The sequence below is a fragment of the Deltaproteobacteria bacterium genome, from assembly GCA_011375175.1.
Lineage (GTDB): Bacteria > Desulfobacterota > GWC2-55-46 > GWC2-55-46 > DRME01 > DRME01.
This window is the reverse complement of record DRME01000136.1, coordinates 1-12,168: the sequence shown is the minus strand read 5'-3', so window position 1 is coordinate 12,168 and position 12,168 is coordinate 1. Positions and strand designations below refer to the sequence as shown.

The 12,168-nt window shown below is 64.2% G+C and carries 9 protein-coding genes; 1 reads left to right on the top strand and 8 read right to left on the bottom strand.

What is annotated here, in order from left to right:
- The 8 genes from ENJ37_10735 to ENJ37_10700 form a co-directional block, all read right to left on the bottom strand.
- The coding region (locus ENJ37_10735) for a type II secretion system F family protein (protein HHL40970.1) at nt 1-925 on the bottom strand (925 nt) is incomplete at its 3' end.
- A gap of 89 nt (nt 926-1,014) precedes the next feature.
- Nucleotides 1,015-2,562: a type II secretion system protein GspE gene (gspE, locus tag ENJ37_10730; protein HHL40969.1), complete on the bottom strand. Its 1,548-nt coding sequence runs from the start codon at nt 2,560-2,562 to the stop codon at nt 1,015-1,017.
- Nucleotides 2,563-2,783: 221 nt separating this feature from the next.
- The gene (gene gspD, locus ENJ37_10725; protein ID HHL40968.1) at nt 2,784-4,928 is read right to left on the bottom strand and encodes a type II secretion system protein GspD; all 2,145 of its coding nucleotides are present in this window, start codon (nt 4,926-4,928) and stop codon (nt 2,784-2,786) included.
- A gap of 22 nt (nt 4,929-4,950) precedes the next feature.
- The gene (locus ENJ37_10720) at nt 4,951-5,874 is read right to left on the bottom strand and encodes a PDZ domain-containing protein (protein HHL40967.1); all 924 of its coding nucleotides are present in this window, start codon (nt 5,872-5,874) and stop codon (nt 4,951-4,953) included.
- 150 nt (nt 5,875-6,024) lie between these two features.
- On the bottom strand, nt 6,025-6,693 hold the full coding sequence (locus tag ENJ37_10715; GenBank protein HHL40966.1) for a response regulator transcription factor: 669 nt from the start codon (nt 6,691-6,693) through the stop codon (nt 6,025-6,027).
- A gap of 311 nt (nt 6,694-7,004) precedes the next feature.
- The gene (locus ENJ37_10710) at nt 7,005-8,348 is read right to left on the bottom strand and encodes a sigma-54-dependent Fis family transcriptional regulator (GenBank protein ID HHL40965.1); all 1,344 of its coding nucleotides are present in this window, start codon (nt 8,346-8,348) and stop codon (nt 7,005-7,007) included.
- Nucleotides 8,345-10,561 (bottom strand): HAMP domain-containing protein, encoded by a 2,217-nt coding sequence (locus ENJ37_10705; protein ID HHL40964.1) that lies wholly within the window; start codon nt 10,559-10,561, stop codon nt 8,345-8,347. The genes ENJ37_10710 and ENJ37_10705 overlap by 4 nt, the downstream gene beginning before the upstream one ends.
- Nucleotides 10,558-11,178, bottom strand: a complete 621-nt coding sequence (locus ENJ37_10700; protein HHL40963.1) for a DUF4390 domain-containing protein — start codon at nt 11,176-11,178, stop codon at nt 10,558-10,560. The genes ENJ37_10705 and ENJ37_10700 overlap by 4 nt, the downstream gene beginning before the upstream one ends.
- 356 nt (nt 11,179-11,534) lie before the next feature.
- Here ENJ37_10700 and ENJ37_10695 point away from each other — a divergent pair, with 356 nt between their 5' ends.
- A complete protein-coding gene (locus tag ENJ37_10695; protein HHL40962.1) occupies nt 11,535-11,903 on the top strand; it encodes a hypothetical protein in 369 nt (122 codons plus the stop codon).
- Nucleotides 11,904-12,168 lie beyond the last annotated feature (265 nt).

The following is a 12,168-nucleotide window of genomic DNA, read 5'->3' as shown; positions in this document are numbered from 1 at the left end:
CGGCGCACCGCCGCTGCGCCGCCTCCAGCGTCTCCTCGAAGACCCTGTTGTCCACGGCGCCGCGGGTCATCTCCAGGGCCTTGAGAAGCGGCACGCCGCCGAGAAGCAGGCTTCCCAGCGTGCGGGCCATGTTGGCCGTGTGGAAGTGGACGAGAAGCCGCCCGAACCAGGGGACACGGAGCAGCAAGGCGTCGAGCCGCCCCCTGTACGCGCCGCTTCTGAAGAGCCCCCTCAGCGCGGCGGCGACGGCCGCCGCCGCTATGAGCAGATACGGCCAGTAGCGGCTCACAAGGTCGGTCACGGCCATGAGCACGACGGTCATCCAGGGCAGCGCCGCCTCCCGTTCCTCGAAGATGCGCGTTATCTTGGGCACGACGAAGATGAAGAGGAAGGTGAGCACGCCGGTGCCGACGACGGTCATGAGCGCCGGGTAGGCGAGCGCCGCCTTCACCTCCCGCGTTATCCTCGCCCTCGTCTCGAGGTAGTCGGCAAGACGCGCAAGCGCCCTGTCCAGAGAGCCGCTCGCCTCGCCGGCCGCGACGAGCCCGCGGTAAAGGGGCGAGAAGATGTCGGGCCTCGTCTCCAGCGAGCGGGCAAGCGAGTTGCCCTGGGCGACGCTGTCCTTTATGTCGAGGAGCACGGGCCGGAGCCTTGCGAAGCCGCCCTCGTCGGCCAGGACCGAGAGGGCGTCGGTCACCCGCGAGCCGGAGCCGAGAAGGGTGGCGAGCTGGCGGGTCGTGAGGGCGAGCATGTCGGCGCCCACCGCCCTGCCGCCCGCAGCGGCTGCGGCGGCGGCGCTCACCTTGCTGGGGTGAAGCCCCTTGCGCCTCAGCCTCTCGACGGCGTCCTTGAGACCCTCGGCCTCGAGCTCGCCGCTTACGGCCCTGCCTGCGTCGTCGTAGGCCCTGTACCTGAAAGTCGGCATACCCTTGCGCTACGGCCCCGCCGCCCCCGGGCGGCGGGGCCTGGAGAGCGACGAACTCCCCGAAAAGCCCGCAACAACCGCGCCGCCGCTCACAGGGGCTGCTCGTCCTGGGTCACGCGCAGCACCTCCTCCACGCTCGTAACCCCGCGGCGCGCCTTGTCCAGACCGTCCTCGAACATGGTCTTCATGCCGTGCTCCACGGCGTAGCCCTTTATCGTGTCGGCGTCCTGGTGCTCGAGCAGCACGCTTCGAAGCCCCCGGTCCACGACGAGCATCTCGAATATGCCTGTCCTGCCGCGGTAGCCGGTGTTGAAGCACTCGTCGCAGCCGACGGGCCTCCAGAGCCTGGGGGGCGGCTGCGCAAACCAGCGCGTCCCGGCGCGGTCCGGCTCGTAGGACTCGCGGCAGCGGGGGCAGAGCACCCGCACGAGCCGCTGGGCGAGGACGGCGGTGAGACTGGAGGCGACGAGGAACTTCTCGATGCCCATGTCGATGAGCCTCGTAACGGCTGAGGCCGTATCGTTTGTGTGGAGGGTCGAGAGGACGAGATGGCCGGTGAGCGACGCCTGGGTCGCTATCTCGGCCGTCTCGGCGTCCCGTATCTCGCCCACCATTATGACGTCCGGGTCCTGGCGCAGTATGGAGCGCAGGCCCTCGGCGAAGGTGAGTCCCACCTTGGGGTTGACCTGTATCTGGCCTACGCCCTTGAGGTGATACTCCACGGGGTCCTCTACGGTTATGATGTTGCGCTCCATGGAGTTTATGGCCCGCAGCGCGGCGTAGAGGGTCGTCGTCTTGCCCGAGCCCGTGGGACCGGTCACCAGTATTATGCCGCTCGTGCGTCCGATGAGCGAGCGCAGCGTATCGAGCCCCTCGGGAGGCAGGCCCACGTGCTCGAGCCCTATGGCCTCGCCGCGGCGGTCGAGAAGCCTCATGACCACCCGCTCTCCGTGGGTCGTGGGCACCACCGAGACCCGCACGTCTATCTCCCTGCCGGCGACGAGAATCCCGATGCGGCCGTCCTGGGGCAGGCGCTTTTCGGCTATGTCCAGCCCCGCCATGATCTTCACCCTGCTCACCAGGGCCTCCTGGATCAGCTTGGGAGGGGTCAGGACCTCGTAGAGCACGCCGTCCACGCGGAAGCGCACCTCGACCTCGCGCTCGTAGGGCTCTATGTGGATGTCGCTCGCCCGGTCCTTGACGGCCTGGAAGAGCAGGGAGTTGAGAAGCCTTATGACCGGCGCCTCGTCGGTGAGGTCCAGCAGGTCCTTGGGCTCCTCCCAGGCCGTGGCTATGGCGTCGAGCCCCTCGTCGCCCATGTCCTCTATCACCTCCTGGGCCGAGCCGGAGAGACGGTCGTAAAAGCTGTTTATGGCGTCCACTATGACCTCGCGCGGCGCCATGACCGCCCTGGCGGGCACGGCGAAGAGCCGCTCCAGGTCGTGGAGGGCGAATATGCCGCCGTGGTCGGCCAGGGCCACCTCGAGCGTGCCGTCGCTGATCCTCAGCGGCAACGCCAGGTTCTTCCTGGCAAAGGAGAGCGGCACGCGCTCCAGAAGCGAGGGGTCGAGATCGTCGACACTCACGGCTCCAAACGAAACGCCGCGCTCTGTTTCCTTTCCAATAAGATCGCTCATGCTCGCCTGTGTCCGAGGAAGCTCCGATTAATTACCCTGGGGGAAACTTTCTGTAGAAAGTTTCCCCCAGACCCCCTTCAAAGACTTTCGATACGAGTTGGTTTCCCCCTGTTTTGCCAGGCAAAACAGGGGGAAACCAACTCGCATTGAAAGTTTTTGGAGGGAGTCTGAGGGAACCTTTTTACAAAAAGGTTCCCTCAGTGCAATAAATCGGAGTTTCCCTAATAAAATTCGTAGAACTCGTCGTTCAGGTCCGGTTCTGCGGCGGCCGCCGTGAAGGCAGTCCCGGCGGCCGGAGCCGCGCCCGAACTCCCGCCGCTCTCTTCCGCCCCGCCCTGCGAGGGAGGGCGGTCCGTTGGAGCGCCGGGTCTGCCGCCCGGGGGCATGGCTTCGGAGAACTCCTCTATCTTCCGGTTTCTGAGCCGCTCGAGGTCCTCGAAGTCTTCGATTATGTAGGGGGTTATGAAGACCAGGAGGTTGGTCTTGCGCTTCTCCTCCTTCTTGTAGCGGAAGAGCGAGCCTATGAACGGTATGTCGCCGAGCAAGGGTATCTTGGTGATGTTGTCCGTCGTCTTCTCCTGGATGAGCCCACCGATGACGACGGTCTGGCGGTCCTGCACGACCACCTCGGTCCTGGCCGAACGCTTGGTGGTTATGAGGTCGGTGGCGCCGGCCTGGGAGGCCACGGTCTTGGGCGCCACGGCCGATATCTCCTGGAATATGTCCAGGCGCACGAAGCCGCCCTCGCTTATCTTGGGCTTTATGCGCAGCGTTATGCCCACGTCCTTGCGCTGTATGGACTGGAGAAGCGGCTGGTTGGTCGTAGTGGGCTGGCGCTCGAACTGTCCGAGGAAGGGCACGTTCTCGCCGACCATTATCTCGGCCTCGATGTTGTCGCTCGTCAGGATGTGGGGCGTGGAGAGGACGTTGACCACGTCCTTGAACTGGTTGAGGCTGAAGAGCATGGCGAAGCCGGGGGCCGACAGCGTCTTGACCGTTCCGTCGGGGGCGGTGTAGGGGACGCTGAGGAAGTTGCCGAGCCCGCCCACCGTGAGGCCCGCAAGGCCCGACATGACGGACTGCACGGCCGAGGAGTCGATGGTGCCGAGCCCGCCTATGGCTATGGGACGGCCGCCCTTGGTGCCCGTATAGCGCCAGGTGTTGCCGAGCTCGAGGGCCTTGTCTATGGATACCTCCGTTATCATGGCCTCCACGTAGACCTGCTTGGGCCTGCGGTCGAGCTTCCATATGACGCTGAGAAGGCTCTTGTAGTCCTCGGGTGAGGCCATGACGACGAGGGCGTTGGTCGTCTTGTCGGGCGTTATGGCTATGGGTCCCGAGAACTCCCTGGGCAGCTCGATAGGCGGCGCGCCGGGCTGCTTGGAGGCCGCCTTGGGCTTGAGGAGCCCCTCGAGGACCTTGGCCATCTCCTCGGCGTCGGCGTTCTCAAGATAGTAGACGTTGATGGCGCTGGCCGTCTCGGGAGAGGGGAGATCGAGCATCTCGATGAGTTTTCTCATCTCCCTGGTCTGGCTTTCGGGGCCGAGGAGCACGACGGCGTTGAGACGCTTGTCGGGCAGGACGGTGAGCCGCTGCGCCCCCGGCGCCGCAGCGCCGCCCTTGGCGGCGCTGCGGCGCTGCTCCTCCTGCTTGAGCACCGGCGCTATGGCCTCGACCCTGGCGTTCTTCAGGTAGACTATCTCGGGGGTGACGTCCTCGCTCTCCACGTCCACGGCCCTGACGATGGCGGCTATCTTGTCCACGTTCAGGGCCGTGTCGAAGGCGAGGAGGGCGTTTCTCGATCCGAAGGCCGCCAGGTAGCCGTTGCGCGAGATGAAGGGCCGCAGCACGGGCAGCGCCTCGGCCGTCGAGATGTGTTCGAGCGTTATGAGCCGCACCACGTAGGACTCGTCGGCGAGCGCCGGCGTGTGTTCGTCGACGAATTTCCCGCCGCTCTGCTTTATGAGCGCCGAGGGGACGATCTTGTAGGCCCCGGCCGTGGGCAGGAGGGTGAAGTTCTTGAGCTCCAGGGCCGAGGCGAAGAGGTTGAAGGCCTCGTCCTCCGTGAGCCTCGCCTGGGAGACGACGGTGACCTTGCCCTTCAGGTTCGTATCGTATATGAAGTTCTTGCCCGTGATCTCGCTTATGACCTTGACGAGCGTGGAGAGCTCCACGTCTACGAAGTTTATGGTGTAACGGGCGTTGTCGTCTCCCTTCCCCCTCTCGGCGCACCACGACGACGCCGGCGCCGCCGCCATGAGCGCCAGCGCCGCGGCGACGGCCAGGAAGATCCCCCGCGCAGAGCGCACCGCCTTTGCCGCCGTCTCCGCCGCGGGCCGAGCCTTTTGTTTGTGCGTAAGGGTCACCGTCCCCCTCTTGCGCCGCAGCTCACTGCATGCGGTAGTTGAAGCTCACGTTGCGCCCGTCCCTTATGATGTCGAGCCTTATGGAATTGTTGCCCTTCAGGCCCGTGAGCACCTGTATGGCCCGCTCGGGGCTCGATATCTCGTAGCCGTTGACGCTGAGCAGCACGTCGCCGTTTCTGAGCCCTATGGCGTCGAATATCCCCCTGGGCCTGACCTCCGTGACGCGGAAGCCCTTGATCCTGCCGTCCACCGTGTTGGGGAAGAGCCTTGCGTCGGAGAGGACCTGGCTCATGTCCTCGAGGGCGGCGAGCACGGCCTGCCTGTCGATGACCCACTCGCCCTCGCCCACCTTCTTGGAGAGCGGCGACGGTCCCGATGGAGGCGCCGTCATGGGCGGGCGCCCCCTCTCAACGGGCGGCGCAAGCGACGGTGTAGCCGCCCGCCCGGCGGCTCCGTCGTCCTCCTCGTCGATGGTATAGAACACCGTCGTCGCTCCGACCCTGACCCGCACGCCCCGGGCCGTAATCTCCTCTATGGTGCCGCTCCCGAAGAGCTCGTCGCCCACGGCGAAGACCTCCTCGCTGCGGCTCTTCCTGTCATGGAAGGCGGCGTAGAGGCGCGGTCCCGTGACCACGCCGAGGAGCACGAGGTTCTCGTTGACCGCCGGCCCCGCCTTCGCCCCGGCCCCCCGCTCTTCGGCGGCCGACGCGGCGGCCATGTCTATGGCCGTGAGCCTGCGCGTCTTCGAGGGAAAGACCCCGCTCTCGACGACGGGCCGGTAGTCGTCGAAGGCCGGCATGGCGGGCGCAGGCGTCACCCCGCTCTCACGAACCGGGGCCGGGGGCGCCGAGTACCTGTAGACGACGTAATCCCTTACGAGGACCGATGAGAGGGGAAATAGAGACAGAAGCAGAAGGATATTAACGATTCGAAGCTGCCTTGTCATACTTCGATCCGGACGAGTTCAGGCAGGCCCGGCCGGTACGAGACGGTCGCTGCGCGGCTCAGACGTCCCCCTGCGGGGCGGCGGAAGAGGGGGGTCCCGCCGGCGCCGGAGCACAACCCGGCGCCGTGCGCCGACGGCCGCGCCCGGAGCTCACTCATTGCCGCTCACGTCGACCGACGGCAACAGCCCCTTGAGCTGCTCGTTGCGCACGGCGTAGGTGACGAGCTGGGCCCTGTTGTGGATGTCGAGCTTGCCGAATATGCGGTTGAGATGGGCCTTCACCGTCGGCTCGCTTATCTTGAGCTTGGCGGCTATCTCCTTGTTCCTGCAGCCCTCGCTTATGAGGGAGACGATCTCGAGCTCGCGTCTTGTCAGCGTCGCCGCCTTGTGCTGCTTGAGGGCGTCGAGTCCGTAGAGGAGGTTCTTGACCGTCGCCTTGTCGATCCATACCTCCCCGCCGTGAACGGCCCTCACCGCTTTCTTCAGGAGCGCCTCGGTGGCGTCGGCGCGCAGCACGCCGCTCACCTTCTTGGTGATTAGCGCCGAGACGATGTTCTCCTCGCCGCACTGGGTATCGAGGAGCAGGTACCGGGGACGCCGGCCGGTCTTTCCCTTTCCGCCCCCGCCGTCCTTCATGTCGTTGTAAAGGGTCATGAGGTCGACGAGCACGATGTCGGCCGCGGCGGTCACGGCCTCGGAGGCCCTGGAGCCTGTCTTGTGGATGCCCACGACCTCGATGCCGTCGTCGGCGGCGAGGAGCCCGGCGATCCCCCTGGAAAAGAGCATGTTGCTCAGCGCTATCAATACCCTGATCTTCATGGCGTCAAAGGCGAAGCCGGGACGGGCGAAAGGGGGCCGCACTGCCGCGCCGCCTTCGGCCGTGGAGGGCGACCATCGCCGCCGCGCCGCCGAACAGGGGCGCCGCGCCGCCTGTGGTCCTTCTACAGAGAGTTCCCTCGGTGAGACGATAACGGAGAGTTACCGAGATATCGAGGAAATCTCCCCCCCATACTGGAATTAGAACACATGGATCGGGCCAAGTCAAGACGCGCGCCGCCGAGGGCCGCCGGAGGGGCGCTCCCCCCCTCCTCCCCTTCCCCCCCGCCCTGACGGGTCCGGCCCGACCGATCTCAGACGTCTATGCCGTAGCTCTTGATCTTCCTGTAGAGGTGGCTGCGCTCTATGCCCATGGCCTCGGCGGCCCTGGCTATGTTTCCGCCGAACTCCTCTATCTTGCGGCAGATGAACTCCTTTTCGAAGTCTCGGCGCGCCTCGCGGAGCGTGGCGGCCGCAAGGCCGCGGCTCTTGAGGCCCTCGCCCCTGACGTAGGGCGGCAGGTCCGCCGGCGTTATGACCGGCCCGGGCGCCATGATGACGAGCCGCTCGATGAGGTTTCTGAGCTCGCGCACGTTGCCGGGCCACCTGTACCTTCTGAGCATATCGACGGCCTCGCCGGATATCTTCAGCGGCTCGCGGGTCGTCTCGCGGGCGAACTCCTTGAGGTAGTGTTCGACGAAGACCGGGATGTCCTCGGTCCTCTCGCGCAGCGGCTTCACGTGGAACGGTATGACGTTGAGCCTGTAGTAGAGGTCCTGGCGGAACCTGCCTGCCTCCATCTCGGCCGTGAGGTCCTTGTTTGTCGCCGCTATGACCCGCACGTCGACGGTTATCTTCTCCGTGCCGCCGACGCGCTCGAAGCTGCGCTCCTGCAGGATGCGCAGCACCTTTGCCTGTGTCTTGAGGCTCATGTCCCCTATCTCGTCGAGGAAGATGGTGCCGCCGTCGGCGAGGTCGAACTTCCCCTTTCTGCGCGCCACGGCGCCGGTGAAGGCGCCCTTCTCGTGGCCGAAGAGCTCGCTCTCGATGAGGTCCTCCGGTATGGCCGCGCAGTTTACCTCCACGAAGGGCTTTGCCGACCTCTTCGATAACATGTGGATGTTGCGGGCCACGAGTTCCTTTCCCGTGCCGTTCTCTCCCGTTATGAGCACCCAGCCGTTTGTGGGCGCCACGCGGGCTATGTCGTCCCTGAGCTTTTTCATGGCCCTGGAGACGCCGATCATCTCGTAGCGCTCGAGCTCCCTGCGGCGCAGCGCCTCGTTCTCCTCGACGAGCCTCCTCTTCTCCAGGGCGTGCTCGACGGCGAGGAGCACCTTGTCCAGCGACAGGGGCTTTTCGATGAAGTCGTAGGCGCCGAGCTTGGTGGCCTTCACGGCCGTCTCGATGGTGCCGTGCCCGGAGATCATGATGACCGGCAGGTGGGCGGCCCTCGTCCTTATCCGCTCGAGGGCCTCGAGGCCGTCCATGCCGGGCATCCATATGTCGAGGAGCACGATGTCCGGCTCCCCGGCGTCTACGGCCGCGAGGGCCTGCTCGGCGTCGCAGGCCGTGAGGACCCGGTAGTCCTCGTCCCTGAGCACGCCCTCGAGGGCGTCCCTTATCTCCTTTTCGTCGTCTACGACGAGTACGCTCGTCATACGGCCGCCGCCTTTACCGGAAACTCGATGATGAACCTCGTGCCGCGGGGCACGTTCTCCTTCACCCTCATGTAGCCGTTGTGGTCGGCTATGATGTTGCTGACGATTGCCAGCCCCAGGCCGGTGCCCGACTTCTTGGTCGAGAAGTAGGGCTCGAAGAGCCTGTCCTTGAGCTCGGGGTCTATGCCCGCGCCCGTGTCCCTCACCTCGAGGCTCGCAAGGCCGAGCTCCATGTCGAAGCGCGTCTCCACGCATATGTCTCCGCCCTTCTCCACAGCCGCTATGGCGTTGTCGAGGAGGTTTATGATCACGCGCTTTATCTGGCGGCGGTCGAGGTCGAGGACCGGCAGGTTGGGGTCCAGTATCGTCCTTATCTCCATCTCCCTGCGTCCGGCCCTGTAGAGGGCCACGGTCTCGTCCACCAGGGCGTTGAGGTCGTCGGGCGAGGGGTCGGCCGCCGGCATGCGCGCAAAGCTGGAGAACTCGTTGACCAGTATCCTGAGCTCCTCGACCTGCCTTATGATTGTGGCCGTGCACTGGTCGAAGACGCGGTTGTCGTCGAAGGCGTGGAGGTACTTGCGCCGCAGCCTCTGGGCCGAGAGCTTTATGGGTGTGAGCGGGTTCTTTATCTCGTGGGCTATGCGGCGGGCCACCTCCTTCCAGGCGAGCATGCGCTGGGTCTTGAGCAGGTGGGTCAGGTCGTCGAGGACGGCGACCATGCCGATGTAGTCGCCGCCTTCGTCGCGCAGGGCGTTGAGGTTGACGAGCACGGTCAGGTCCTTGCCCTTTATGCGCACCTTCATCTGCCTCTCCAGGGACTCGACGGAGAGCTCGTTCATCTCCCTTATCATCTCGCGCAGGGCGTTGCGCTCGGGAGAGCGCAGGATGTCCTTGTAGTTGCTCCCCAGGGCCGCGGACTCGCTGGTGCCCAGCATGTCGGCGGCCACGCGGTTGAGCGAGGTGATGCGGCCGCTCCTGTCGATGGATATGACGCCGGCCGGCACGTTGCTGAGCACGATCTCGATGTAGCGGCGTCGCTGCTCGAGCTCCGTGTTGGTGCGCCGCAGGCTGAGGTTCGCCTCCTCGAGCCTCGATTTCCCGGCCTTGAGGTCCTCGGTCATGCGGTTGAAGCTGCGCACCAGCAGCCCCACCTCGTCCTTGCTCTCGGCGTTTATGCGCACGTCGAGGTCGCCGCTGGCCACGGCGTGGGTCGCCTCGGCGAGCTCGTGGATGGGCACCGTTATCTCGCGGGCTATGTAGCGGCCTATCCATATGGAGAAGAATACGATGAGCAGCGTTATGACGAGCAATATGGTGAAGTAACTCGCCTTGACCGGATTCTTGAGGAGCTTGAGCTGCTTGTAGTTCTCGAAGGCCGACGATATCTCGCGCATCTTGGCTATCTGCGATCTCGGCACGTAGTAGCTCACCACCACCGCCCCTATGACGCGCTCACCGTCCACCGAGTGTATGGGTGCGAGACCCCGCACGACGTCGCCTATGGGCATGGTCTCCACAAAGCTCCAGGCCTCGCCGTCGAGCGAGTCCGCCACCGGCTCGGGAGCGATGTTGGGGACCATGGTCTTGGTGACCTTTCTCGATATGGCGTAGCCTATGCGCGTGCCCTGGGAGCTGAAGACCTCGACGGTCGCGAAGTCCCCGGCGCGACGCTGGCTCTCTATGAGGCGCCAGATCCCGACCTTTCGGAAGACGAGCCCGCTTGTGCTCAGGTCGTCGGCTATCCGGCGGGCCGCCGAAAGGGTCTTGTCGGCCGTGTCGCGGTAGTAGTTCTGGGCGAGCTCGAGCGAGTCCTCGAGCGAATCCTCGATCTTTATGTCGAACCAGCCGTCGATGCTCTTGTTTATGAAGCCTATGACGATGAAGAAGAGCAGGAACGTGGGGATGATGCTCAGCGCCACGAAGGCCGTTATGAGCTTTGTGCGCAGCCGCGAGCCCATCACCCTGCGCTTGCTCTCGAAGAAGAGCTTCACCGTATTGCGCAGGATGAGGAAGATGAGCAGGGTGAGGAGAATGATGTTGATGTTTATGAGGCCGAAGACGAGGATGTTGGTGGAGACGGGCACGTCCTTGATGACGGCCACGTGGCTCTCCAGATAGATGAGGAGGACGATGAGGGGGATGACCGCGAGGATTATATAGAACTCCCGGCGCCGCCTCTTCCTGTCCGCCTCTATCCTGAAGGTCTCGTTCATCGTCGTCCCCCGGCGCCGGCCCCCCCTTGCTCCTTCCCGCCGTAGACGAAGCCGTGGACGTACCAGTCGGTCTCAACGTCCCAGAACTTGACGAAGAAGAAGATGTAGTCGAGGATGCCAGGCAGGTCCACGGCGTTGAGCCTCGCCATGAGCCTGAGCTCATAGCTTGCGCCCTCTTCGAGCTTATGTTCCGGCCTCAGCGCCACGTCATCGACCGTCGCCATGAGCCGCTTCATCTCGTCGAAGTCCCTGGTCCTCACCTTCGAGCCAGGCTCCTCTCCCGGCTTCTCGCCGAGGGTCACCTCGTACTCTTCCTTGAGCGTATCGTACTTGACCGTGTGCCTGAAGGTCCAGCTCTGAACGGGCTCGTCGAACCAGAGGGTGTTGAGCCTGTGGAGCTCGGCCACGTACGTGAAGGTGGTGGGGATGCCGCTCCTTATGGCCTCGACGAGGTCGTCGTTGAAGGCGTCGCTCACGGCGAAGGAGACGGTGAAGGGCGGGTCCGTCGATACCTTCACATCGTCGAGGCGGGCCTGCGCCGCCGCAGCGTCGCACCAGGCGGCCGCGACGACGAGCACGGCGATGAAAAAGCCTCTGAGCAACGGTCTTGTTTTCATGGGAGGCAGAAAGAGCGCGCCGGCCGCCTCGGAGGGCCGTACCGGGGGTTCGGGCCGCGCCAGGCGGGATCTTTACGCCTTTGCGGCCCGAACCCCCGGTACGGCCTAAGAACCGAGTAACATACGCTGGCTGGGGCAGGGGGAAACGTGGACATTGGCCCTTCTACAGAAAGTCTCCCCCGGTGCAACAAGCCAGAGCTTCCTTGCTTCCTTAATATAGAAAATTCAACGACAAAAAGCAAGTCAATAGCTTAACGGCCCTTTCACCGCAGTTACACATGTTACTAATTTATTGGAATAGAGCTACAGTTCTTACAGGCCAATGACGATAAGTATAGTAAGAGGGGGTGATGAAGATGAAGAACACCACAACGGCGATAATGGCGGCACTCATCGTGGCGGCCCTCGCGTCCGGCGCTGACGCCGTAAGCAGCAAGCGCTACAGCGGATTCAACGATCACGGGCTCGTGGCCTGCCGGTTCATCGGCGGCGCCGAGTACCAGATCGGGAGCGCCCCCGTGACGGTCAACACCTTCGACTGCACTACCGACGGCATACACTACGAACGCTTCGTGACGGTCGACAAGACGTTCAACACGTCGGTCATCGACGAGGACACGGCCGAAAAGGCTGCCGCCGCAGCGGACCCCTCGGCAGACTTCTTTGCCACCATAGGCAGGATCCACTTCTTCAAGTCCTCGCACTCCACGGGCGCCTGGAAATAGGACGCCGACGGCTTCGCCCCGGAAGACCCCTGACACCAGGAGGTCCTTCCTGTCCCCAAAGACCCCCGGCCCCGAACGCAAGGGCCGGGGGTCTTGCCTTGTGAGATCCTTCCGCAAGGAAGCTCTGATTTATTGCTCTGGGGGAAACTTTCTGTAGAAAGTTTCCCCCAGACCCCCTTCAAAGACTTTTAATACGAGTTGGTTTCCCCCTGTTTTGCCAGGCAAAACAGGGGGAAACCAACTCGCGTTAAAAGTTTTTGGAGGG

Coding starts and splice junctions, on each gene's coding strand:
- gspE (HHL40969.1), bottom strand. CDS start 2,562: ATGAGCGATCTTATTGGAAAGGAAACAGAGCGCGGCGTTTCGTTTGGA.
- ENJ37_10720 (HHL40967.1), bottom strand. CDS start 5,874: ATGACAAGGCAGCTTCGAATCGTTAATATCCTTCTGCTTCTGTCTCTA.
- ENJ37_10715 (HHL40966.1), bottom strand. CDS start 6,693: ATGAAGATCAGGGTATTGATAGCGCTGAGCAACATGCTCTTTTCCAGG.
- ENJ37_10710 (HHL40965.1), bottom strand. CDS start 8,348: ATGACGAGCGTACTCGTCGTAGACGACGAAAAGGAGATAAGGGACGCC.
- ENJ37_10705 (HHL40964.1), bottom strand. CDS start 10,561: ATGAACGAGACCTTCAGGATAGAGGCGGACAGGAAGAGGCGGCGCCGG.
- ENJ37_10700 (HHL40963.1), bottom strand. CDS start 11,178: ATGAAAACAAGACCGTTGCTCAGAGGCTTTTTCATCGCCGTGCTCGTC.
- ENJ37_10695 (HHL40962.1), top strand. CDS start 11,535: ATGAAGAACACCACAACGGCGATAATGGCGGCACTCATCGTGGCGGCC.